Annotated in this window: 21 protein-coding genes; 4 read left to right on the forward strand and 17 right to left on the reverse strand. The window is 64.3% G+C overall.

Features of this window, described 5'->3' with window-relative positions; all coding sequences use genetic code 11:
• From JD971_RS00365 to JD971_RS00400, 8 genes are read right to left on the reverse strand one after another with little or no spacing between them, the layout of a single operon-like run.
• Complete coding sequence (locus tag JD971_RS00365) at positions 1-1,095, reverse strand: CDP-alcohol phosphatidyltransferase family protein (RefSeq protein WP_202085137.1); 1,095 nt, start codon at positions 1,093-1,095, stop codon at positions 1-3.
• A 60-nt stretch (positions 1,096-1,155) separates the two neighbouring features.
• On the reverse strand, positions 1,156-2,313 hold the full coding sequence (locus JD971_RS00370) for a glycosyltransferase family 1 protein (protein WP_202085139.1): 1,158 nt from the start codon (positions 2,311-2,313) through the stop codon (positions 1,156-1,158).
• A gap of 4 nt (positions 2,314-2,317) precedes the next feature.
• Entirely contained in the window at positions 2,318-3,478 is a 1,161-nt protein-coding gene (locus tag JD971_RS00375; protein WP_202085141.1) for a polysaccharide biosynthesis/export family protein, read from the reverse strand.
• Entirely contained in the window at positions 3,478-4,782 is a 1,305-nt protein-coding gene (locus JD971_RS00380; RefSeq protein ID WP_202085143.1) for a glycosyltransferase family 1 protein, read from the reverse strand. The genes JD971_RS00375 and JD971_RS00380 overlap by 1 nt, the downstream gene beginning before the upstream one ends.
• Positions 4,779-6,176: an ATP-binding cassette domain-containing protein gene (locus tag JD971_RS16950; protein WP_202085145.1), complete on the reverse strand. Its 1,398-nt coding sequence runs from the start codon at positions 6,174-6,176 to the stop codon at positions 4,779-4,781. The genes JD971_RS00380 and JD971_RS16950 overlap by 4 nt, the downstream gene beginning before the upstream one ends.
• Entirely contained in the window at positions 6,173-6,979 is an 807-nt protein-coding gene (locus JD971_RS00390) for an ABC transporter permease (RefSeq protein WP_236672175.1), read from the reverse strand. The genes JD971_RS16950 and JD971_RS00390 overlap by 4 nt, the downstream gene beginning before the upstream one ends.
• A 2-nt stretch (positions 6,980-6,981) precedes the next feature.
• Entirely contained in the window at positions 6,982-8,094 is a 1,113-nt protein-coding gene (locus JD971_RS00395) for a hypothetical protein (protein ID WP_236672176.1), read from the reverse strand.
• 14 nt (positions 8,095-8,108) lie between these two features.
• Positions 8,109-9,347: a glycosyltransferase family 1 protein gene (locus JD971_RS00400; protein WP_202085149.1), complete on the reverse strand. Its 1,239-nt coding sequence runs from the start codon at positions 9,345-9,347 to the stop codon at positions 8,109-8,111.
• A 341-nt stretch (positions 9,348-9,688) separates the two neighbouring features.
• Here JD971_RS00400 and JD971_RS00405 point away from each other — a divergent pair, with 341 nt between their 5' ends.
• The 4 genes from JD971_RS00405 to JD971_RS00420 all read left to right on the forward strand — a co-directional run bounded on the left by JD971_RS00405 (position 9,689) and on the right by JD971_RS00420 (position 14,486).
• Entirely contained in the window at positions 9,689-10,189 is a 501-nt protein-coding gene (locus tag JD971_RS00405; protein WP_236672177.1) for an RNA polymerase sigma factor, read from the forward strand.
• A gap of 37 nt (positions 10,190-10,226) precedes the next feature.
• Entirely contained in the window at positions 10,227-11,183 is a 957-nt protein-coding gene (locus JD971_RS00410) for a FecR domain-containing protein (RefSeq protein ID WP_202085153.1), read from the forward strand.
• Positions 11,184-11,186: 3 nt separating this feature from the next.
• The gene (locus tag JD971_RS00415; RefSeq protein ID WP_202085155.1) at positions 11,187-13,556 is read left to right on the forward strand and encodes a TonB-dependent receptor; all 2,370 of its coding nucleotides are present in this window, start codon (positions 11,187-11,189) and stop codon (positions 13,554-13,556) included.
• A 741-nt stretch (positions 13,557-14,297) separates the two neighbouring features.
• A complete protein-coding gene (locus tag JD971_RS00420; protein ID WP_202085158.1) occupies positions 14,298-14,486 on the forward strand; it encodes a hypothetical protein in 189 nt (62 codons plus the stop codon).
• 163 nt (positions 14,487-14,649) lie between these two features.
• Here the strand turns inward: JD971_RS00420 and JD971_RS00425 are convergent, their stop codons facing one another.
• From JD971_RS00425 to JD971_RS00465, 9 genes are all read right to left on the reverse strand, one after another.
• The gene (locus tag JD971_RS00425; protein WP_236672178.1) at positions 14,650-15,309 is read right to left on the reverse strand and encodes a TrkA family potassium uptake protein; all 660 of its coding nucleotides are present in this window, start codon (positions 15,307-15,309) and stop codon (positions 14,650-14,652) included.
• Positions 15,299-16,627 carry a TrkH family potassium uptake protein gene (locus JD971_RS00430; protein WP_202085160.1) on the reverse strand — a complete coding sequence of 443 codons (1,329 nt, stop codon included), beginning with the start codon at positions 16,625-16,627 and terminating at the stop codon, positions 15,299-15,301. Before JD971_RS00430 ends, JD971_RS00425 begins: the two co-directional genes overlap by 11 nt.
• Before the next feature lie 349 nt (positions 16,628-16,976).
• Positions 16,977-17,171 (reverse strand): hypothetical protein, encoded by a 195-nt coding sequence (locus JD971_RS16365; protein WP_236672179.1) that lies wholly within the window; start codon positions 17,169-17,171, stop codon positions 16,977-16,979.
• A gap of 684 nt (positions 17,172-17,855) precedes the next feature.
• Positions 17,856-19,637 (reverse strand): hypothetical protein, encoded by a 1,782-nt coding sequence (locus JD971_RS00440; RefSeq protein WP_202085162.1) that lies wholly within the window; start codon positions 19,635-19,637, stop codon positions 17,856-17,858.
• Complete coding sequence (locus JD971_RS00445) at positions 19,634-20,716, reverse strand: chemotaxis response regulator protein-glutamate methylesterase (RefSeq protein WP_202085164.1); 1,083 nt, start codon at positions 20,714-20,716, stop codon at positions 19,634-19,636. The genes JD971_RS00440 and JD971_RS00445 overlap by 4 nt, the downstream gene beginning before the upstream one ends.
• Positions 20,717-20,720: 4 nt before the next feature.
• Complete coding sequence (locus JD971_RS00450; RefSeq protein WP_202085166.1) at positions 20,721-21,578, reverse strand: protein-glutamate O-methyltransferase CheR; 858 nt, start codon at positions 21,576-21,578, stop codon at positions 20,721-20,723.
• Between the two features lie 87 nt (positions 21,579-21,665).
• Positions 21,666-22,145: a chemotaxis protein CheW gene (locus JD971_RS00455; protein ID WP_202085168.1), complete on the reverse strand. Its 480-nt coding sequence runs from the start codon at positions 22,143-22,145 to the stop codon at positions 21,666-21,668.
• Positions 22,142-23,842: a methyl-accepting chemotaxis protein gene (locus tag JD971_RS00460; protein WP_202085170.1), complete on the reverse strand. Its 1,701-nt coding sequence runs from the start codon at positions 23,840-23,842 to the stop codon at positions 22,142-22,144. Before JD971_RS00460 ends, JD971_RS00455 begins: the two co-directional genes overlap by 4 nt.
• Positions 23,843-23,900: 58 nt before the next feature.
• Positions 23,901-24,248, reverse strand: coding sequence for a chemotaxis protein CheW (locus JD971_RS00465; RefSeq protein WP_236672180.1), 348 nt, complete (start codon positions 24,246-24,248; stop codon positions 23,901-23,903).
• Positions 24,249-24,319 lie beyond the last annotated feature (71 nt).

A 24,319-nucleotide genomic window follows, 5' to 3' on the forward strand; every position in this document is an offset into this window, starting at 1 on the left:
TCAGGCCGCGGACCGCGATGGGCGCGGCCTTGCCCCCCGAACACCCGCCACCAACACGGCGAGAGTTACCACCAGCCAGACGAGCGCAACCACCGCCGCGCCGATCAACAGCGCGTGCATGAAGCCTGCCAGCACCATGACCGCGCCGGCCAGCGCAAGAAAATCCCGCATGGTCAGCCGGATCGCCGCCTCGACCACCAAGGAAGACTTGCCGTCATGGCGCAGCGCCTTTTTCACGACGTCGAAATGGATCGGCTCCCCATTGGCGCGCGCACGCCCACCCATCAGGGCGAGCCCGAGGGCGAGCGCGATGAGCGTCATGCCGCCCGCGACCGCCCCCTCCACATCGCCCGCCCCGCGCGCCGCGACGATCAGCCCGATCAGGAACGCAAGATTGGTCATGGCATCGACCATGCTGTCCAGAGTGGCGCCCTGTCTGGAGGTGCGGAAGGTGGCACGTGCCATCTCCCCATCGACACCGTCGAAGACCGATGCCGCCTGAAACAACACGGCACCGGCGATCGCACCCGCTTCGCCGCCGCCGACCAGCGCCGCAAACATGCAAAGCGCGAGAAACGCCGTGCCCAGGGTCGCGTGGTTCGGCGACAATCCCGGCATGCGGAGCAGGAAATTGGTGATCGCCTGCGACATCGGGCGGTTGAGATAGCGCGAAACGATGCCGTCTCCCGCCTTACCCGTGGCGGCGACGATGCGCCGCCCCGCCCGCCGCAAATCGCGAAGGGTTGCTGCCTGCCCTCGCGCCGCATGCGATCGCGCCTGTGCGAATGCAGCGCGGTCCGCCACCCCTTCCGCCAACGCCATGACCAGCGTTTCACCATCAATGACATCGCCGCCCACCGCGGCGGCGGCAGACCCGTCGAACGTCACCGCGACATGCGGCGCCAGACGCGCGCATTCGGCACGTGTCCGTTCGTCCGGCGTCCAGTCCGGATCGGCCAAGGCGATGCAGCGACACGTGCCGTTAAACCCCTCAATCCGCGCGACCGCATGAAGCGCACGCGCCACCGCAGGCAGGCCCGCCACACGATATTGTGCCGTCGTCGTGCCGGAAAAGGTGAGAATGATGTCAGCCATGCGCGGTTGTCCGGAGTTCCCTCTATGGCCTTAGACGGAGCAGACCGCCCCCGCCCTTGATCAGCCTTGCGAATTTCCCGCGCGCGCCAGTATCTGGCGATAAAGGGCGAGGTTCGCGGCGGCGAAATCGCGCCATCGCATGCCGCGGGTGCGCGCCAGCCCCGCATCCCGCATCCGCGCCGCCAGCGATGGCGAGCCGATCACCTGACGAAGGCGGCGCGCAATGGCACCGGTATCGTGCGGATCGGCCAGCAGCGCCGCACCGCCTGCGACCTCCGGCATGGCGGATCCGTCGCTGGTCACGACCGGACAGCCACAGGCCATCGCTTCGGCAACCGGATTGCCGAAACCCTCGGCAAAGGAGGGGTGCAGCAGCACGCTGGCCGCATTGTAGAGCGCGACCAACGCGTCATCGTCCACCGTACCGAGGAATCGCACCCGTTCCCCCACGCCCAGTGCGGCGGCGAGATCCCGGAGCCGGTTCCGGCCCGGACCCTGACGCTGAACCATGATGTGTTCGATGCCGGTATCGTCCGGAAATGCTTCGGCAAAGGCGCGCAGTGCCCCGTCGTGATTTTTATACGGCGCATCCTGTCCCACGGTCAGGACGAATGGCCCCCGCCCCGCAAAGCCCCGTGCGGCGAGCGTGGCATGGGCCGCCCCGTGGGACAGCGGTCGGAAACGGTCCGCGACACCCGACAACGTGACCGCCGTTCGCGCCGCCGCAGAAGGATGCCACGCGGCGATCTCATGCGCGGTTGCCGCACTGATCGCGGCAATGCCGGCGGCATGGCGGATCGCGCGGCGCAGGCCATGGCCGTAAAAGGCACGCTCGACCATGCCGGCCGGCCCCGTCCGGCACCATGCCGGATGGGTCAGGCGCATGATGTCGTGAATCGTGACGACGCTGGGCATGGGCAGGCCGGCGGGCATGATGTTGAACGTCGCATGGAAAAGATCGACCCCGCGCAGGTCCGCGACATGGGGTAGCCACCACATCGTTGCCGTCCCGTTGGCGGGGCGCTGCACCACCTGCTCCCGCGTGTTCGGCGCCGCGCTCAATCGTCCGTGAAAATCCGCGTTTTTCAACAGCAGAAACCGAAGATCGGGGGCGAGCGCGGGCAAATGGTCGATCAAACCGCGCACGACCTCGGCAATCCCGCTCGGTCGCGGGCCGATATAGCGGCAATCGATACAGATTTCCGGCACCCTTTTCACCCCCTCAGGGCACCGCACTGCCGATACCGGTGACGGAGAATGCCGCGCTCGACACGATATTCAGGAATTTCTGCAGATCGACCGCTGGCGCATTGGAGACATAGATGACATCGCCGTCGCGCACGCCGAAATCCTGTGCGGTAAAGAGGGCCGAACCCTCGCCCATGTTCAGCCGGTAGACCGTGGGAACGCGCCCCTCTGCGGTCTGTCGGGCTGTCGCGGCGATCGAGATGGGAAGCGCCCCGGCCTGCTCCATGCGAAAGAGGAACACGCCCCGGATATTGGCGCGCTCGTCCCTGAGCCCGCCGATCCGGCCGAGTGCCTGTGCGAGCGAGATGCCGACGCCCTCGAACGGTATTTCCGCATTCTGCCCGACCGCGCCCAGCGCGATGAAGCTGTAGGGTTGAAAGATCGCGGTCAGCACATCGCCCGGCTGCAGCGTGACGTTCTGCGCCGGATCGCGAACGATCGTGTCGAGCGGCATGGACGCGGTACGTCCGCCGCGCGTCATTTGCATCGTGATCTTGCCCACCGGCTGCCGGGTTCCGCCCGCCGCGGCGATCGCGTCGAGCAATGTTTCCCCCCGCGCGGTCAGGGGCAGCCGCCGGGTCGCGCCGACCTCGCCGATGACTGTCACCGCGCGGCTTTCGTTCTGAACGATCCTGACCACGGCCTGGGGCGCGTGCGCCTTGCCCCGCAGGCGCCGTTCAATCGCCGCGGCGACCGCGCTAGGCGTTTGCCCGCGCACCGCGACCGTCCCGACGAAGGGGACGGCAATCGCCCCATCCTCGCCCACGACCTGTTGCGGGATGCCGACATTCTGGCCGGATGAATTGCCGATCGGCGTGCCGGGCGCGGTCACGCCGAACAAGGTGGCGGGCGGCGCCTCCCATATGGCGATATCGAGAACGTCGCCGACCCCGATCGTCGTATCGCCAGGCTGCGGGTTGCCGAACACGTCGGAAAATCGCTGCGCCTCAACGACGGCGGCGGTGCGACGCGCGCTGTTTTCATCGAGCGGGACGACCACGATCTGGCGCTCTTCGCCGCCGGCTTGCCCCGCCTCCACAATTGCATCCGGCGACGGTCCCGACGCGCCGAGCGTGGAACACCCGGCGATGACGATGGGAAGACAGGCGGCGACGGCGCGCGCGGGGAGGTTCATCACGAAACCCTTTCGTATAAAGAGGCAAGACGCGCCCGGTAGCGTTCCGCCGAAAACAGCTCCGCCTGCACCGGGCCTTTCGCCGACAGTTCGGCGCGAAGATCGGCGTCGGCGTCGAGTATGCGAATGCCCTCTGCGATTTGCGCAGTGTCGTAGGGGTCCACCTGCCATGCGGCACCCCCCGCCACTTCGGGAAGCGAGGCCGTGTCGGAGCACAAGACCGGCGTGCCCAGCGCCATCGCCTCCAGCACGGGCAGGCCGAACCCTTCGTAGAGCGAGGGGAACAATGCCGCCTTCGCCCCGCGGATCAGGCTGACGAGCAGGCTGAACGGTGCGTAGGGCAATTGAATGATGCGCCCGCGCCGTGCGGCCTTTGCGCCGCGCTCCTTGCGGGCCGACAGCGTATCGAGGAGCTTCAATTCCTCTTCGCTGCGCCACGCCCGTGCGCCCACGATGACGAGCGGCGTCGTCACCCCGCTCGCCAGATAGGCCTCGACCATGCGGCCGACATTCTTCTTCGGCTCGATCGAGCCCCAGAACAGGAAATAATCCTTGAACCCTGTATCGAGTGCGCCCTCGACCTCGCGCGCGACGGCGTCTTCGGCCTTGCCGCGATAATGCGCCGGAATCTCGACCGATTGGTAGGTGTTGGTGATGCGGTCGGGCGCGACGCCTGCAAGATCGATGATGTCGCGGCGCGAACATTCGGACACGGTGACGATATGGTCCGCCCGGCCCGCGATCCGCCGGATGAGCGAGAGATAGCGGCGCTTGTCATCAAGCGTGGTATAGGGCAGCCGCAACGGCACCAGATCGTGCAGCGTGTAGATATTGGCCGCCCCCGGCACCGTCACCGGCAGCGGATAGGTCCAGTGTGCGATATCGGGCGCGTCGTGCGTATCCCCCATGCGAACCGGCGTGAATTGCCCCCATGCATGGTAACGGCCATGCGCGCGGCGAAAGACATCGAGCGCGTTATAGAGCGTATCGTGTGCGGGCAGCCGCGCGTCGAATTGCCGTCGCAACACCTGCCCGCTCATGGGAATGCGCATCGCACGGGTCGCGCGGGGGGACAGGATCGCCGCCCCGTCGCGCAGCGCACTGCGCCGGGCGCGCGACTGCTCGTCAAAAAACGCGATTTCCTGCAACAGGGGATCGCGCGACGGTGCCGCGCCATTGCCATAAAGAACCGATACGCGATGGCCGAGTTGCCCCGCCTCGCGGCACAGGTTGCGCGCATAGGTCGCCACCCCGGTGCCCTTCTCCAGGCTAAGGTTATAACCGTCGATCAGAACATGTTTCATCGGTCCAACGTCTTTCGCGTCATGGGCCAGTCGCGAAAGGCATCGGCAATCGCGGTGTCCGGTGCATCGTCATCCGGCGCGCTCAATTGCTCGACACGCTGCTCGCCGGTGGCAGGCGGCAAGTGTGCAAAGGCGAGAACCCGGATCGCATCCTTGTGAACGAAGCCGGTTGGCGCGGGGCGTGCGCCCGTCCGTGCCGCGTTCGGCCCGTCACCGACCATCGCGGCGGCCAGCGCATCGCAGCTGCCATGGCGGCGCAACAGGTCGCGCAACATATCGTCGGACAGTTCGGTTTCGCCCCTTATGAGCCACGCCAGCGCCTCCGCATCCGCGCGGCCCGGAACCTGCGCACTGGCCGCCCCCTTGGCATAGGGGTGGATCGGCCAGGCATCCGGATCATCGCCGCCCTGTGCCACTGTGAAGCGCAGGAATGCCTCCACATCCGCCGCAGGTTCGCCGAGCGCGCATGCGGTGCGATACGAGTTTTCGGCCCGCGCATACGCCCCGCTTTCCTTGGCCATGTGGGCGTGTTGCACCCAATAGGAACGCTGAAACGGGTGGAGCGCGAGGGCCGCGGCGTAATGGCGCTCCGCCTCCTCCCACCTGCCCGCATCCCGCGCCCAGTCGCCGTCGCGCACCAGCATGCGGAACTGCTCGTCCGCCAGCGCGCGGTGCTGCGCCACTTCGATAAGGGCGGCGCGGTCCGGTGCAGCGCCGCGATCGACCGCCGATGCCGCATTGAGGCCGATGACGTCGCGAAACCGGTCATAGGCCACATCGAAATCGTCGAACAACGCCAGCTCTCCGCCGTGAAGAAGGGCGAACCGGTTGCAATGATCGCGCAGATAGCCGGGATCGTGGGAAATCAGCACCATTGCCCGGTCGCCCCGCTTGCGAAACAGCTCGTCATTGCAGCGATCGTGAAAACGCGCATCGCCGACCGCGCCGATCTCGTCGATCAGGAAACAGTCGAACTCGATGATCATGGAAATGGCAAAGGCCAGCCGCGCCCGCATGCCCGACGAATAGGAGCGCACCGGCTCCCGCAGATAGGTGCCCAGTTCCGAAAAATCCGCCACGAACGCCAGATTTCGCTCGAAATCCTGCGCATAGATGCGGCTGATGAAGCGGATATTGTCGATGCCGGACAAGGTCGGCTGAAACGCGCCGCCGAACGCCAGCGGCCAGGATACCGACATCTCCCGCTCGATCCGCCCCGCCGTGGGCCGTTCCGCCCCGCTGATCAGGCGGACCATCGTCGATTTGCCCGCGCCATTGCGACCCAGAATGCCGAGACGCTCCCCCATGCGCAGTTCGAAGCCGACCTTGTCGAGCACGACATTGTCGCCCGAACGGGTGCGATAGATTTTCGTCACGTCGTCGAGGCGGATCATTCGGGCACCACCCGCCGCGCGACCCGGCGCGTGGTCATCAGCGCCAGAAGCGTCAGCACAAGGCAGAACGGCACCACATAGCCGAGATCGTAATGGGCGGTGATGCGCGTGCCGAAGAACCCTTCGCGCACGATCTCCGTCCCGTGGACCATGGGGATGTAAAGCACGTATTCGCGCGCCACGGGCGGAAGCGCATCGACCAGAAATGCCGCGCCCGACAGGGGAAAGATGAGATAGGACGCCGGGTGCCATAACTTGTCCACCAGCTCGCTTTCATGGCTGAGCGCGCCGAGGAATATCGCGACGGCCGCCCCGATCCACGCGATCAGCAGCCAGCCGCCTACCACCTCCAGAATATTGCGCGGCGGATCGATCGACCCGATGGCGATGAACAGCAGGGACAGCCCCGCGAACGAGATCGTCGCGCCGCCGAATTCAAGCAACACGCGCGCCACATAGATGTCGAGCACGCGAATATTGCGGTGATAGAGCAGCGAAAGATTGCTCCACAACGCACCGATGCAGCGTCCGGGCATGTTGCGCCACAAAAGCACGCTGGAATATCCGGTGAGGGCAAAGGCGACGATGGGCAGGTCGCTGCCATGATACGCCTCCGCCGCGGTCCATAGCGCCGCCACGCCCAGCGTGAACAGCATCGGTTCGACGAACAGCCAGAGAAAGCCGATATTGTGACGGCCATAGCGGGTGAGCATTTCGCGCAGGAGCAATGCCTTCAGCACGCGGCCCTGCACGCGCCAGCTGCCCGGCGGAATGGAGGATGGCGGGGATACAGGCGGCGCCACGATCAACCCTCGCGATGTTCGCGCACGCCCGCCAGCAGCACGGTCAGGATGCCCCATGCAAGCAGGCCAAGGACGAATACCGCCAGCACCCCGCCGATCCGCCGCGGGCGGATGGGGTAGTCGGGAAGGCTGGGCGGGGCGATCCGTTCGACATAGGCGCGCTTGCCCCGCGCCTCGGCCTGCGCATCGCGGAGCGACACCATCGCCGCGGCCAGTTGCTTGGCGGCAAGCTCGCTGTCGAGTTGAAGCACCTGATAACGGGCGCCCGCCGATGACAGCGAGCCGCGACGTCCCGCAACGCCCGACCGGCGCCGCTCTATTTCCCGGTTGAGCGTTTCGACCTGGCTCTGGAGATAGGGGATTTGCGGGGCCTGGGGCGTGAATTGCCGCAACTGGTCGAGCTGACTGCGGGCGGAGATCATCTCGTCCTCGAGCCGTGCGATGCTTTCAAGCCTTGCGATCGCTTCTTTTTCCGGGTCGATGATACCGGTGCGGCTGCGATAATTGGCCAGTTCGACCGCCGCCGCCCGCGCCCGTTCCTGCGCCTCGCGCGCGTCGCTTTCGGCCACTTGCAGAGCGTCGGCACGCGCCCTTCCGGATAATCGATTGACCAGATCCTCGGAACGTTCGAGCAGGCGTTCGGCGATGCGCTGCGAATCCTGGGGCCCGAAGGCGCTCACCCGCAGATGCAGAACCTGCGTCGTGGGATCGGGTTCAAGCTCCACCTTATCGAGGTAATAATCGAAGAACCGTTCCTGATTGGGCGGCAGAAGCCCGCCGAACCGATCGAGCAGGAAGATATCGCCGGCGGTATAGGCCTGGCTCAGCAGCCCGTCGCGGTTCGCGTCGTCGAGTGCGCTGCGCGATTCCAGATATTCGACGACCGCGTTGCTTTCCTCGCTCGCCCCGCCGAGGCCGCTCCCGCTGAGCATCTGGCCGAGCGAGGTTGCCGCCACCTTGGCCGGGCTGCGCACGACGAACCGCGCCTCGGACACGTAGATATCGCTGGCGAGGAATGCGAAATAGACGAACGCCAGCATCGTGGGAACGACCACGGCGGCAAGGAACAGCGGCGCAAGGAAAAAGGGCCGGGGCTGGTTCAAACGAAAGGGCACGTGTCGGTCTCGGTTCAAAAGGGTTGGCCGCTGGGCGCGAAAGCGGTGCGCGGGCCGATCCCGGCGCGACCGGCGGACGGGTTTGCAACCGCACGCGCCGCGATCATGGGCATCCAGCGCTCCACCGCGTCGAAATGATCGGTCCAGCGGGTCGGGCGATAGGCGCGCAGGGCATCGGCATGGCTTTTGCGGACGTCCGCATCCGTATGAAAGGCGACAATCCGCGCCTCCCAGGCGTCGCGGTCGTCGGGCGCGATCAGGCAGGCCAGCCCCTGCCCCACCTCGCGCAGCGCGGGCAGATCGCTGGCGATGACAGGCACGCCCTGCGCCAGCGCCTCGGCCATGGGCAGGCCGAACCCCTCGGCCAGGGTCGGCATCAGGATTGCGCGCGCACCGTGCATCAACGCGGCGAGCCGGGCATCGTCGCAATCTTCGACGATGGTGATATGGCCGCCCGCATGGCCCGACATGGCAAGACCGCGGCGAAACGCCTCCGCCCCATGCCCGAAGCGCCCGACCACGATCAGATGCGGAGCCGCCGTGCCGAAACGGGCCCGCAGCCGCTCCCAAAGGTCGAGCAGCAGACGATGGTTCTTGCGGCTTTCGATGGTGCCGACGCATAGGAAATGACCGGCAGTCGCATCGGTTGACGGCACCGTGGCGGCAAGCGGCGCGCCCGCCAGCGGCGCGCGCAGGATCGGCGGTGGCGTCAGGCGCCAGCGCGCGGCCTGTTCGCGCAGGTCATGCTCCACCGCCGCGCTGCCGACGATGATCCCCGCCCCGTGCCGCAACGCCATGCGAACCCGTTCCGTATGGCGGCGCACCGCATGGGGGCGGCAATGTTCGGGAAACCGGATCGGGATCAGGTCGTGGATCAGATAGATCGCATGCAAGCCGTGTCGCCCGGTCCACGCGACATGGGCCGGAAGGTCGAAATCGGTATGGCCGACATTGAGATACACGCCGCCGCCAATACCGGCGTGCGATCGTGCGAGACCTTTGGCCATATGCATGGCGATACGACCGCGCGGCGAGCGGGGCCGATGCTCGCCCAGCAATTCGAACAGGCGCGCCGAACCTCGCGCGTCCCACGTCCGCACGACACCGCGATGTTGCACAACGGCCCGCGCCCGCCCCCCGAAATGGCGGAGATATTCAAGGCTTACGCGGTCGATCCCGTTCGCGGGCCGCCCGCTCCAGCGCAGTGCCACGAGACGTGTTACGTCGAACAGCAGCGGGACATCACCGCCCATGCGGTTCGGGGATCTTTGCGGTAGCATCGAAACTCATGACGGAGACGGCTGCCGAAAGCCTTGATCTCCAGCAGCGAAAACCGCGCAGTGCGAATCTCAACGATCGCGATACATGCGGACATGCACTTTGCGACGGTGCGGCCACGCGGCCATCACGCGGGTGAGCCATCTGCGCTCTTGCACCCATCGGCCATGTCTCATAAGGCCGCCCGGTGTGCAGGGCGGTTTCGGCACCACGACGTTCGATGCCCGCAAGGGAATGCGCATGGCGCACGGTCGATGTTCGGTTCGCAAGCGAATGAAAGTTGGCGGTGGCAAACTCCGGTCATCCTCATAATGGATTGAAAGCGGTCTTTATTGCGCATCGCGATACGATCCTGCGCTTTCTCCGGGCGCGCGGGGCCGGCGATGATGCAGAGGATGTGCTTCAGGATGTCTGGCTCAGGATCGACCGGGCGCAGAAGGTGCCGGTGGGCACACCGCTTGCCTATCTCTATCGTGCCGCAAACTCGGTCATGATCGACCGTTACCGTTCCCGGCGGCAGTCGTCGGTGCGCGAGGCCGCCTGGGCGGAAAGCCAGACGGGCGGCGATTTCGCGGCGGGCGGTGCCGTTTCGATCGAACGGATCGTCACGGGGCAGGATTTTGCACGCAAGGTCGAAGACACGCTTTCCACCTTGCCGGAAAGAACCGCCGCGATCTTTCGGCGCAGCCGCGTCGACGGCATTCAGCAGCGCGTCATTGCCGAAGAATTCGGCGTGAGCATCAGCACGGTCGAAAGCGATCTGCGCGCGGCCTACCGCGCCCTGAGCGATCTGAAAGAGCATTGGAATGAGGATTGATCGGGGGGACTCCGTCTAATGGCAGGAGCGACAATCTATGACGATCGATGACACGGTGCGGAACGAGGCGGCGGCTTGGGCGGTCCGCACGGTCGAGGACGACTTCGACGATTGGGGCGCGTTCACAGCGTGGCTCGAACAATCGCCCGATCATGCGCGCGCCTACGATCTGACGATGGCGGCGGCGGCCGATGGCGCACAGGCTTTTGCCGCGGAGCTGCGGTCCACCGCACCGGGATCGGTGTCGCCCCCGGTTCCGGCCAACGATTTCGAGCCCGTCTTCGACCGTGCTCCGCGCCGCTGGCTGGGTCCGGCGATGGCGGCTTGCCTCGCTGTCGTTGCGGCGCTGTGGCTGTGGCAATGGTTCGACCGGGCCACCGTCTATCACACCGAAGCGGGCGAGATGCGGAACATCGCGCTTGCGGATGGCAGCACGATCCGGATGGCGGGCGCAACGCGGCTCGCGCTCGACGCGGGCGAAACGCGTCATGCCCGGCTCGAACAGGGGCAGGCCGTTTTCGACATTCGCCATGACGAGGACAATCCCTTCGAGGTCGAGATCGGCGGCGCACGTCTCGTCGATGCCGGCACGGTTTTCGAAGTGACTGTCCGGGACGCGGAGGTCGACGTCGCCGTGGCTGAGGGCGCGGTCATCTACAACCCTGCGGGACAGGGCGCCCGGATCGAGGCCGGTCAAACGCTCGTCTTCGCCAGGGACGGACATTCGATCCGCAGGGGCACCATGCCCGTCGCGCAGATCGGGGAATGGACAACGGGACGGCTGACGTTTCAGGACGCCCCCCTCTCCCGCGTGGCGGACGATCTTTCCCGCGCCACGGGACACATCTATCGCGTCGGGCGCGGTGCGGACGGCCATGTCGTTTCGGGGAGCGTCACGATCGACCCGCTTCGCAGCGATCCTGCTTCGGCGGGCCCGCTTCTCGGCCTGAACGTGCGGCGAGAGGGCGATATCTGGTTGCTCGACCGGAGCTAGATCATGCGGCGCGCGCCCGCCCTTATCGCGATCGTCGCCGCCAGTGTTGCCGTCCCGGCACAGGCGCGCGAACGCGTCGTCGACGTACCGCCGGGCACCGCCGCGCAATCCGCCATCACCCTCGCGCGGCAGACCGATGCAAGCATCATCGTCACCGGCTCCCGCCTTGCCAACCGCCGCATCCCGCGCATCCGCGGCAGGATGAGCATAGAGGCCGCGGTCCTCCGCCTTGCCGAGGCGGCGGATGCGCACGCGATCCGCATCGGTTCGGCAAGCTGGCGTCTGGAGCCGCGGCCCACCCGCCGCGCCGCGCCCCGCACCCCTGCGCTCCGCCCACAGGCGGCTCCGCAACGACCGCGGGTGCAGCCTGCCCCGACCCCATCCCCCCCGATCATCGTGACCGCGACGAAACGCGATCTGCAGCTTCTCAATACGCCGGTGCAGGTTTCGCTTCTCGATGGCGAGGAACTGACGATGGGCGGCAGGGGCGGTACGGAGGAAATTACGCAGCGGGTCGCGACGGTCTCCTCCACCTCTCTCGGCAGCGGGCGCAACAAGCTCTTCATTCGGGGAATCGCGGATTCCAGCTTCACCGGCCCGACACAGGCCACCGTCGGCCAGTATTTCGGCGATATCCGGCTCAGCTATAATGCGCCCGATCCCGATCTGCGCCTGTCCGATCTCGACCGCGTCGAGGTGCTCGAAGGGCCGCAGGGCACGCTCTACGGCGCAGGGTCGCTCGGCGGGATCATCAGGCTGGTGCCCAACGCCCCGCAATTCGGCATCGCATCGGGAACCCTCGCAATGGGTGCCGCCGTTACCGCCCACGGCGCGGGAAGCGGCGATCTCGCCCTCATGGCGAATTTGCCCGTGATCGACGACCGCACCGCGCTGCGCGTGACGCTCGATGCGATCAGCGAGGGGGGGTATATCGACAAACCCTTCCTCAACCGCGAGAACGTGAACCGCACGTCGATCCTGTCGGGCCGGGCGATGATGCGCCGCGAAATCGCCGATGACTGGACCGTGGATGTCATCGGCATCGGTCAATTCACCGACGTCGCCGACAGCCAGTATTCCATGCGGAACCGCCCCGGATACGACAGCGCCGCCCGCGTGGAGGAAGGCTCGAACGCGGAATATCTGCATGCGCAAACGGTTGTGGAGGGAACGCTTGGCGGTGCGCGCCTGCGGTCCTCAACCGCCATCGCCACACAGGATCTGGAGGAACGTTACGACGCGACCATGCCGGGCGAGCCGGACCGATTGTTCGTGCAAAGCAACGACACGCGGATGATCGCGCATGAAACGCGCCTGTGGCATCAGGCGGCGAACGGCACAGGATGGCTCGCAGGTATCAGCGTGACCGACAATGAGACCACCCTGCGCCGTTCGTTGCAGCAGCGTGCGTTACGCAGTCCGACCGCGGGCGTCACCAACGCGGTGACCGAGGCGACCGTCTATGGCGAAAAATCCTTCGCATTGCTCGACAGGCTGATCGGGACGGTCGGCGCACGCTACACCATCGCGCGCCTCGCCGGCGGGGCGGAGGATATTTCCCCCAATTTCGCCCTGACCGCCGAACGCGCGCAGATCACCGTCAGCCGTAACCAGTCGGCCTTTCTCCCCTCGGCCTCGCTCCTCGCAAAGCTGACCCCGAGGGACAGTATCTACATCCGCTATCAAGAGGGGTTCCGGACGGGCGGGCTGAGCATCGAGAACGAGTTCGTGCGCCGGTTCCGCCGCGACGATACCGCCACCGTGGAAATTGGTGCACGGCACGGGGAACCGGGCCGCGGCCCCTTCGATTTCGGCGCCAGCCTGTCCTATACGCGGTGGAGCGACATTCAGGCCGATTTCATCGACGCATCCGGCCTGCCGAGCACCGCGAATATCGGCGACTACCGGGTCTGGAGCGCAAGCGGATCGGGAAGCGTGAGGCTGGGCGACGGTCTGAGGCTGAATGGCGGGGCCACCGTCAACCGAAGCCGGATCGACGAGGCCTATTTCCTGCCCGCGTCAGCCACCCGCCATGTCCCCAATATCGCGGCATTCTCGGGCCGGCTGGGCCTTGAGCTTTCCCGGCCGATCACGGCGCGGCTCGATCTCGATGCGCGGCTCTGGGGCAGCTATGTCGGGAAATCCAGGCTCGGAATCGGGCCGGATCTCGGCGACCTGCAGGGGGACTATTTCGATAGCGGGTTGATCGTGCGTGTGGGTTCGGGCGACATCGCCGGTACGCTGTCGATCACGAATCTGACCGATACGGAGGGCAATCGCTTTGCCTTCGGAACCCCGTTTGCGGTGATCCGCGCGCAGGAAACACCCCTGCGCCCGCGAACGGTTCGGGTGGGCGTGAATTTCGCCTTCTGACGGTATTGTAGTGGCTGAAGATATCGACCGGATGCATACCGCTCTCCGTTTTTTAACTGCGCCCGTCTTCGGTCAGCTCCCAAGCGGACCGAGGCAAACCTTTGTAGCGGCTCCATTCGCCTGAAGCGCAGTATTGCCCGTTCCTTCGTCGGAACGGCAACTGAGGGTTTTCGGCGCGGGTCTTGGCGTAGTGCTGCGCCTCCGCACAACCAAGGTCGGACATCGCAGCTTTGCAGGAACGTAGTCCATCTGTCGTAATGACATCCGGTGAAGCGTGACGACCAATGGAATCGCGTCTGGCGAAGAGCGAAAATACCGGACCGGTTTGGTTGGTTTACTGCCTCGGGATAGTCAACCAACCTGCGAAGCACGAACGGCTCCGACCGGTCGATGCACTATACTGCTTAAGGGCTGCGTCGGTGACCTGTGTGGTGGGCTTGCTGGTTCAGAAAGAGCACCAGCCAAATGAAAAGGTCTAACGCGATGAAGCGCCGGGCCGCTTCAGATCGCCCCGAAATAAATGCTCCGATTTTAACATTTGCGACTTGCACAACTGCTCGAAATCGAGCCTAAAGTATAGGCTCGAAGGGATTTCAAGCGACTGTCTCAAGGCAAAGGAGAACGCAGGATGAAAAATCGTGATTTGCTCTTCGATCCTGTCGATAGCGCCGGATCGACGGCCAGTGTCGCTGGACTGACCATTGCCCTCCTTCTCAATAACCAAAAGGGAGTTTGATTGTCATGACTGGTGAAGATTTTACCGCATGGCTTGCGCATATGGAGCTGAATGATGCCGCGACCGCGCGCCTGCTCGGCATGAGCCGAAACACCGTGGTCAAATACAAGGCCGAGGGTACGCCGGAACACTTTGGTTGGACGTGTGCCGCGTTGGCGTTTGGTCTGCCGCAATGGAAGAAGCCCGCCGATTAGGGAGAGTCTGGAAGCTGTAAGCTCGGACGCAAACCGCTCTCCATTTTGCAAAGTGCGCCCTTCCCGGCTTATTTTCAGGCCATGGGGTTCTGCGACTCCGACAGTGCAGCTCCTGCCGGAGGTACGCTCCCCCCGACGGTGCCACCCGCTCGCCCTTGGCCGGTCAGATCGCGGAAAAGCGTTCGATGTCCCTGATCCGCCCGGACACGACAAGCTCGTCATCCGCGAACACGATCGTGTCTGCGACCGCGTGAATAAAGTCCTCGCCCGCCCGCTTGACACCGACAACCGTGACATCGAACCTCTTGCGGCATTCGCTGCCGATCAGGGACAGACCGGCGATCGGCTTGGGCACTTTCAACCGGGCAATCGCGAATTCACCGTCGAAAGCGATAAAGTCCAGCAAACGCTCGTTCACGATATGCGCGACCCGTTCGCCCATCGTCTTTTCGGGAAAAACGACATGGTGCGCGCCGGTCCGTTCCAGGATGCGGCCATGGCGGTCGGTATTGGCCTTTGCCCAGATGTTCGGCAGGCCCATATCGACCAGCGCCAGCACTGTCAGCAGGCTTGCCTCGAGATTGGTGCCGATGGCCACCACCGCCGTTTCGAAATCCGCCCCGCCAAGCTGGCGTAAGGTAGAAATCTCGGTCGAATCCGCCTCGACCACCTGGGTGAGAATATCCTTGTGTTCGCGCACATGTTCGGGATCGACGTCGATCCCCAGCACCTCGTGCCCCATGCGTTCGAGCGTGCCGGCGACGGCACTGCCGAAACGGCCAAGGCCGATGACCATAACGGGTTTGCGTCGATCAGCCGACAATCGGGTTCTCCTCGGGATAGCGATAGGTCCGTTCAGCCGCAGTGATCGCCAGCGCCGTCGCGAAAGTGATGGTGCCGACCCGGCCAATGAACATGAGCAATATGAGGACGATCAGCGCGGACGGGGGAAGGTCTGCGGTAATGCCGGTAGAAAGTCCCACCGTGGAAAAGGCGGAGATCGTTTCGAACAACACGTCCTGCAAGGGCAAAGGCGTGACCGAGGTGATGAATACCGTCGCCGATAGCACGAGAAGAAGCGCGAGCGAGGCGACCGTCAGCGCCTGACGCTCTATCGAATGGCCAAAACGCCGCCCGAACATGCCTGCGTCGCGGCGCGTCAACACCTCTGCCAGGACGATGGCGAGCAGGACCATGAAAGTGGTGATCTTGATGCCGCCCGCCGTCCCCGCGCTGCCGCCGCCGATGAACATGAGAACGTAATTGAGCATCAGCGTCTGTTCCCGAACAGCACCGAGGTCGAGGCTGTTGAAGCCGGCCGTTCGCGGCATGACCGAATGAAACGCCGCATTAAGCAGCCTGTCGCCGACGGACATGGGGCCAAGCGTATCGGGGTTGGTCCATTCCATGGCCGCAAACGCGACAAAACCGCAGGCCAGCAGGATGAGCGTGCCAGCCACCGTCATCTTCGAGTGCAACGTCCATTGCCGCCAGCGCCAGCCATGCTCGCGCCAATCCTCCATCACCGGGAAACCCAGCGCGGAAATGACGACCGACAGGGCGATCGGCGTCAAAATGAGCCAATCACCGTGAAAACGCATGAGACTGTCGGAAAAGGTCGAGAACCCGGCATTGTTGAACGCGCTGACCGAATGGAACAAGCCATGCCAGGCCGCTTGCCCCAAAGCCATGTCCCACCGCGTCGCAAAGCGGAGTGTCAGCATGATAGCCACGGCCATTTCCACGACGACCGTGATCGTCAGGATCATCTTGATGACTGACGAGGCCGACAGCAGGTTCAGCCGGCTGCGTTCGACCTGCGTCGCCATCCGGTCGCGCAGACCGAAACCGCGCCCCGCCATCAGGCCGAACAGGGTCGCGGCCGTCATGATGCCCAGTCCGCCGATCTGGAACATGATCATGATCGCGGCCTGTCCCAGCGGCGACCAGAAGGTCGGCGTATCGGCCACGATAAGCCCGGTCACCGCCACCGCGGACGTCGCAGTGAAAACCGCGGTCAGGAAGGGGGCAGGTGTCCCGTCCGCCGTTGCGATGGGCAGGCATAGCACCGCCGTGCCCAACGCGATCGCGCCTATGAATAGCAACGGAATCAACCGGATCGGATTGCGTAACGCCTTCATAGCGAGCGGCCCATGCACCCGGTTTGCAATGCAATCAAGCCATGATCGATCCGTTATTGTTCAGGCCATGTGACCGTTCCTCGTCACCTGAATCGGTCCATGATTTGGTTCTTTCCCTAGGCGTTTTCTCCGTGTTTTGTCCGAGATGGGAGATGTCAGTCGGACGCAAACCGCTCTCCGCTTCGCAGAGTGCGCCGTTCCTCGCGTATTTTTCAGACCATGAGGTTTTGCCGCCGGGCCAGTGCGGTTGGGCGGCGGGTCTTGTGAGCCCGACGGTCGACGAGGTGGCGTTCGGAATTGAAGTGGTGGTGGAAGGGTCTGTGAACCGAGGCGAACTTGTATAATGACTTCATTTGCCTGAAGCGCAGCAGTGCCCGCTCTCGTCTTCGGAATGGCGGATGTGAGTTTTTTCCCTGTTGTTCGCGTAGCGGCCTGTCTCTTGCGCCGGCTCGCAGCCAAGGTCGAACATCGCTGCCTTGGACGCGCGGAGACCATCAGTCGCGATGACCTCCGGCGATCCGTGACGTTTCCGCTTTTTCTTCATGAAGCGCAGGCGGCTGGCTTGTCGCCGTAGCTTTCAAGCGCCTCACCCTCGCGATCGACAGTACGCCGACGGTACATCATCTCACCGTTTATGCGGACGTAGATCTTATCGAGATACCAGTTCCAATGCCGGAAGCCGCGCATCCGATTGCCCCCCTCACCACGAATGTCTGGTGCGCACAACGGGCCGAACCTGCTCCGGCAAAGCCGCGGCGTCTCTTGGCGCGGAAATCGGACACAGATCGTTACGCGCAGGCAGATTGCGTCCGGCGACGAATGGAATACCGGAGCGGGTTGGCTGGTTCGCGAGGGCGCGTCATGCAACTCATCTAGCCTCGCCCACTAAGTTGGCTGGCGGTGCCATCCTTCTGACAGTGCCATCGCCGTGAAAGGCGTTCCGCAAGCAGCAAAGCCCTATAGGACGCGGGCGTAGTTCAATGATGGAGCAGTAGCTTCCCAAGCTGACGACGAGGGTTTTATTCCCTTCATAAGCTTCAATATTTTTAAATACTTAGAGGCCTTTATTCAGCAGCTTTTAAAGCCTCGATTCGAACTGTCTACCGTCTTCGATGTCCCGGATGGTCCGGGCGGCAGCGGGACGCCGACAGCGCCCGCAATACGCTTGTGCCGTCTTTATACCCAATGGGCTCCGTACCGGTCGGGCCGGAACACATCCTAAAGAGCGTCAGAACAGGCCGTCATCATCATCATCGTCCTCCTCTTCGGCTACGGGATCGCAGGTGTCGATCTGAAGATCGCCATGTTCTGCTCCCCGCAGGGCGTGGCGGCGGTGAATTTCGCGTTCCTGCGCCATGGAGTAGCGTTGCGCGAGTTCGGCAAGGATCGCGGTCAACCCGTCCTGCGCTTCGGGGCACAATTCCGCCACATCGATGGCAGACACGGCCGGCGACGCCGTGGCCAGTGTCTCGCTCGCGGCGATCATGTCGCGTTCCAGCGCAAGCTCATTCGCGAGTTCGGTCCCGGTACGACCAAGCAGGTCGATCAACTCGCGCGCTTCGCTGCGTCCATGCTCAATCCCGGTTTCGTTCGTGTCGCACCCCTTTCGCACAATCGCCAGTGCATCTTCGAGACTGGGATGTGCCCCCATGTCGGTCGTGGCCTGGATCGCCACGCTGTTTTCGGACAGATCGTCGATCAACGCGATCATGCCATCGAGAACCATGCCGAGATCGCTGCAGAGCCGGTCGATCTCCTTTGCGATTACGAACACGGCGCGCCCCGTGCTGTTCATGCGGCGGCACAGGAGCAAGGTATTCATGGCGATGTTGCGCACGTCGATCCGCAGATCGGCGAACATTTCAAGCTTCCGCCCGAGTTCGACGAGCGTCCTGGCGATCGTATCGATGAGGCGGTTCGATTGTTGGTCCGTTGCATGGAGGCGGTCGGTGAGTTCCGCCATCTCGATGATATTATGCTCGACATTCTGCAGGATCGTACGCTCTTCGGCGCTATCCGCCTCGGTTGCGGCCTGATCATCGATGAGCGACAGGAGACGTTCGGTATGGGGCCCGATACCGCGCAGGGCCTGTAGCAGCGTATTGGCACCCTCTGCGAAGTCTTCCGCGGCCCGGCCCAGCAAGTCGGCCAGAAGCGCGTAAACATGCGCTCTTACTGCGCGTTCCGTCGCGCTATCCAGCTCCATCCGGCGGAGATGCGCATCGAGAATTCCTAGCCCTTCCACCACGTGTTCGATACGCTGGCGGGTGCTGTCGCCGACCTGAAGCGCACCGAGAACGAGAGCGACCTGGCCCTGTATTTCCTGTGCGATGGTCAGGACGCTTTCGGCCAGCTTCCCCATGGCGTCCATATGGTCGCGAAGGATGCACGCGTTTTCGGCGAGGCGTTCCGGAACGGTGGGCGGGATGCGCGCGCATTCGCGGCGAAGCGGCCCGACCGCCTCGCCCGCTTCCGAAAGGCTCGGGACCAGTGCCGTCACCATGTTCGAGATTTCACGAAGATTGCCGCGGCCGTGATCGACCCGTCCGTCAATATCGTCGACGAAATTGACGAACGCCGCTTCGCCTGCGGCCGCGATCTTCGTATTGACGCCGTAGATCTGGAGCACATCGAAGAGTTTCTGTACCTCGTCGACCCGATCCTTGAGCATGGCGGAATTGGTCAGCGCCGCGTCGAGGTCGCCTTCCCGTATCGTCAGCGCCTCCGGCAGACCGCTCAGCCGTTCGGCCAAGCTGCTCATCGTGGTCACGGCATCGACCACGGCATTGCCGTCGAGCGCACCGCTGATTCCCTTTAGGATCGCAACCAGCCGATCGATCGTCTCGATTGCTTTCATCAGGGTCTTGCCCGCGTCGAGAAAGCGGGCGTCCATACCTGCCGCAAGGGCCGCCAGCTCGTTCGACACGCGCAAAACCGCCCCCGTTCCGTCGGCGACGCTGGCGCTCTGGGGCAGGGTTTCGACGTCGAGAGTGGACATCTGGGGCGTCATCGTTCGCACGCCCGTAGCAATTCACCGGCGATATGGCCGAGCGGCACGATTTTTTGCGCGCCGCCGCGGCTGATGGCTTCCTTCGGCATGCCGAACACGATCGAGGTTGCCTCGTCCTGTGCCATGGTGCGCGCTCCGGCGTCCTTCATTTCGAGCAGGCCGCGCGCGCCATCGTCGCCCATGCCGGTCATGATGATCCCGACCGCGTTCGAACCGGCGGTCCGGGCGGCGGAGCGGAACAGCACGTCCACCGATGGCCGGTGGCGCGACACCAGCGGCCCTTCCCGCACCGAAACGTAATAGCGCGCGCCCTGACGCTCCAGCATGGTGTGGCGCAGGCCGCCCGGCGCAATCAGGACATGGCCGCGCATGACCGTGTCGCCGTCCTGCGCTTCCTTCACATCGACCTTGCAGAGCGTGTTGAGCCGCTTTGCAAAAGCCTTCGTGAAGCTTTCCGGCATGTGCTGCACCACCACGATGCCCGGAGAATTGGTAAGCAACGCCTCCAGCACTTCGCGTAACGCCTCCGTTCCGCCGGTGGAGGCGCCAATGCACGCGACCATCTCGGTTGTGCGGCGCATCGCGCCCGCGCCCGGCGGCGGCATCATGGCATCGGCGGTCAGTTTCGGCTGTGTGCCTTCATCCTTGCGATGGGCGGAGCGGCGCCGCAGACGCGCCTGCGCCGCGCCCTTGACGGTTTCGCGGATGCGCATGTGCGATTCCACAAGATGATCGGCCACCCCCATGCGCGGCTTCAAAATCACGTCGACGGCGCCCGCTTCCATCGCCTGCAGCAGGGTTTCGGACCCTTCCTCGACCAGCGAGGAGCACATCACGACCGGCACCGGGCACTGGCTCATCAATTTGCGCAGGAAGGTGATGCCGTCCATACGCGGCATCTCGACGTCCAGCGTGACCACATCGGGCATCTCTGCCTGAATATGGCGTGCGGCGGCGAAGGGATCGGAGGCCGCGGCGATCACTTCGATCTCCGGGTCGGCGGCGAGGATGGATGTCATCGCCTGCCGGACGCTGGCCGAATCGTCGATGACGAGAACGCGAATCCGTTTGCTGGGCATTGCGCTAGACCTTCTGAAACGTGGTGTTGCCGACCTGGCGAAGCGGCAGATCCATTTCGGCAATGGTTTCCGAATGACCGATCATGATCCATCCGCCCTGCTTCAGCTTGCGGCAAAGGCGGTTCAGCACCGCCTCCTGTGTTGGCCGGTCGAAATAGATCAGCACGTTGCGGCACATGATGATGTCCATCGGATCACCCACCGGATAGGAGGCATCCATGAAGTTGAGTTGCGCAAAACCGACTGCGGACCGTAGCGCCGGAACGATCCGGACATCCGGGGCTGCGGGGTCGAGCGGTTCCATCACGTAGCGCAGGCGCATGGCGGGCGGGACCGGCTGCACCTGCGCGCGCGGATAGATGCCGCGGCGCGCAATTTCGAGGACGCCGCTGTCGAGGTCGGTCGCCAGGATGCCATATTCGGGGCCACCGTTCCGCGTTGCGTAATCGTCGAACACCATGGCCATCGTATAGGGTTCGGCACCGGTGGAGCATCCCGCGCTCCATGCCCGCAGGCGCCGCGTTCCCGCCGCTCCGATCGCGGGCAGAATGGTGCTTTGCATGTATTCGAAATGCTTGGGCTCGCGGAAAAAGTCGGTCTTGTTCGTCGTGACGGCGTTCAGGAGGTGCTCCGTCTCCTCCTCTCCCGCGGCGCCGTCGAACAGGGCATCGCAATAGGCATCGAGATTGTATGCGCCAATGGCCCGCACGCGGCGGCGCAGGCGACCCTCGAGCATGGTTTTCTTCGTCTGCGGAATCTTGATGCCCGCAAGCTGATGGATAAGAGCGGAGAGCCGCGCGAAATTGCGCGACGATATCTGGTCGTCGAAGACCGGTTGTTCTGCGCGAGCTGCTGTTGACATGGCGCTAAATCCGAAGGTGACGGACGACGAGCCCTCAAGGCCGCCGGGTCAGGAATTGTCGAAGTCGACGAAAGGAGGACAGTCAGGTCAGGCCATCTGAAGCCCCGGAAGCATGGCGGTATCCGCGTTCGAGAAGACTGCGGCCAGGTCCATCAGGATGACGAAGCCTTCGTCGAGCCTCACCACCCCCTGGATATAATCGGACCGCCATCGCATCCCGATATCGGGGGCCGGCTCGATCTGTTCGGACGCAAGCGCGCGAACGGCCAGAACGCGATCGACGACAAGCCCCATCGTGACCGCGCGGTCCGCCAGAGCGAGGTCGACGATCAATATGCGGGTGGCAAGCGTAGGATCCTGCGCCGGGAGCCCCATTCGCGTCCTCAGGTCCACGGTCGGAATGCCCGTCCCGCGCACCTCGGTCAGGCCCAGGAGCCATTCCGGCCCCTGAGGCACGCGAAACACCGGAGCATAGTCCAGTATTTCGCGCACCATGCCGACCGAAACGGCGAAGATCTCATCCCCCAGGCCGAAGGTGACGACCTGCGTTTCGGCCGCGGCGGTCATGCGGCCTGACCGAAATTGGCGTCGTCCTCGTCCGGCCCGCCGCTCGACAGGTCCAGCGCGAAGCCGCGCGCGCGGTCCTGCTGGTCGGCTACGCTGTTCGGCTTGAACTTGCGGACCTGCGCCTTTGCCCTGGGTGCGGAGACCTTGGGGGCGGTCTTTTTCGCTTTCGGCGCGGCGATGGCAGCGGCTGCATCGTCCGCGGCCACGTGGAAGAACGCGATCGCCGTTTGCAGGCTTTCGGCCCGGCTGGCCAGCTCCTCGGAGGTGTTGGAAATCTGCTCCGATGCGGTGGCGTTCTGCTGCGTCACCGTATCGAGCTGCTGGATCGCTTCGTTGATCTGGCTCGCCCCGATGTCCTGTTCGCGGCAGGCGGCACTGATTTCGGAGACGAGTTCGACCGTGCGGCGAATGTCCGGCACCAGCTTGGTCAGCATCTCGCCCGCTTCGGTGGCGGCGGTGACGGTTTCGGTCGACATGGAGCCGATTTCCGCCGCAGCGGCCTGGCTTCGCTCGGCCAGCTTGCGGACTTCGGAGGCGACCACGGCGAAGCCGCGACCGTGCTCACCGGCCCGTGCCGCTTCGACCGCGGCATTGAGCGCGAGCAGATCGGTCTGACGTGCGATCTCCTGAACGATTTCGATTTTCTCGACGATGGTGCGCATCGCGCCGACCGCCTTCTCCACTGCGACGCCGCTTTCCTGCGCATCGGTCGAAGACTGACGCGCGATCTTCTCGGTCTGTGCGGCGTTATCGGCGTTCTGTTTGATGTTCGACGCCATCTGCTCCATCGAGGCGGACGCCTCTTCTGCGGCGGCGGCCTGCTCGGTCGCGCCCTGCGAGACCTGCTCTGCGCTCGCCGACATCTGCTGGCTACCCGAGGCAACCGTATCGGCGGCGGTGGTCGTGTCGCCGATCACCTTTCGCAGCCGGTCGATCATCATGGCCACCGACGCGAGCAGGCTGTCCCGATCGTTCGCCTTGAGATCGACCTTGATGGTCAGATCGCCATCCGCAACCTGGCGCACCACGTCGCGAACCGCGGCGGGCTCTCCACCGAGTTGCTTGAGCACCGAGCGCATCACCAGCAGCGCCGCGCCGACGCCCACCGCAAGAGCAATGGCGATCAGCGCAAGAAACAGGGTGCGCGCGCTGGCATAGGTGCTGTCGCCGGCGTCGCTGGCGGCGCGCCCGCCCTCGACGTTCATGGTCACCATGGTATCGAGCGTATCGCCAAGTTCGCGATACATTTCGACCGAGTTCTTCAGCACGGTCGAAGCCCTCTCCTGCTGGCCTTGCGCGGACAGGGCCATCAATTGCTCGTGCATGTTGAGATAGCGGTCAAGATCGCTCGAAAATTCCTGATAGGCCGCCCGCTCTTCGGCGGAGGAAATCAGCGCCTCGTAGTCGGTCCTCAGGTCCTGAAGCTGTTCGAGCCCTTGGGAAATGCGCCGTTCGTCGTCGGCCCTGCTCGCAGCATCGCCAGCCTCGACATAACGATATTCGCGAATTCGCAGATCCGCGACACCCGTGTTGATCCTGTGGATGCGATCGATGCTGGGCATCCAGTTTTCGGCCATGATGGTCGATTGGTCGTTGATATTGCGCATTTGCGTGACGCCGATCCACCCGAGGGTGGCGGTCAGCAAAAGGATGGCAGAAAAGGCGGCTGCCAACTTCATCTTCAGTGACATGTTCATGGGTTTCTACCTGATCGAAAGAGAAAACGGGTATAAGCGGGTTCAGGAACTGGGCCGGCTAGGCGGCGGCGATGCTGGCGGAGGATGCGTGCAACGCTTTTTCGAAGATTGCCCGAAGGTCGGGGATGATGATGACGTCGTCGCCCCGCTGAGCCAGGCAACGGACATGATCGCGGTTCCAGCGCAGCCCGACCATCGGCGGCTCCTCGCAGGAGGACGGTGCGATGCTCGCCACTTCGAGCACCTTGTCGGCGCGGAAGCCGAGCCAGATCTCTTCTGCGTCGAGCTCGATCTCGATCACCACGATCCGGCTCTCGATGGTCGGCGCGGTCGGCTCCATGTCGAACGCCAGCCGCAAATCGGCGAGCGGGATGATCTTGCCGCGAAAATTGATGACCTCGTGCACGAGCGCCGGCGCGCCGGTACGGCCGTCGCGGAAATGACGTCGAGAATTTCGCGCACCACGATCGCTTCCAG

It is taken from the genome of Croceicoccus sp. YJ47, from assembly GCF_016745095.1.
GTDB lineage: Bacteria > Pseudomonadota > Alphaproteobacteria > Sphingomonadales > Sphingomonadaceae > Croceicoccus.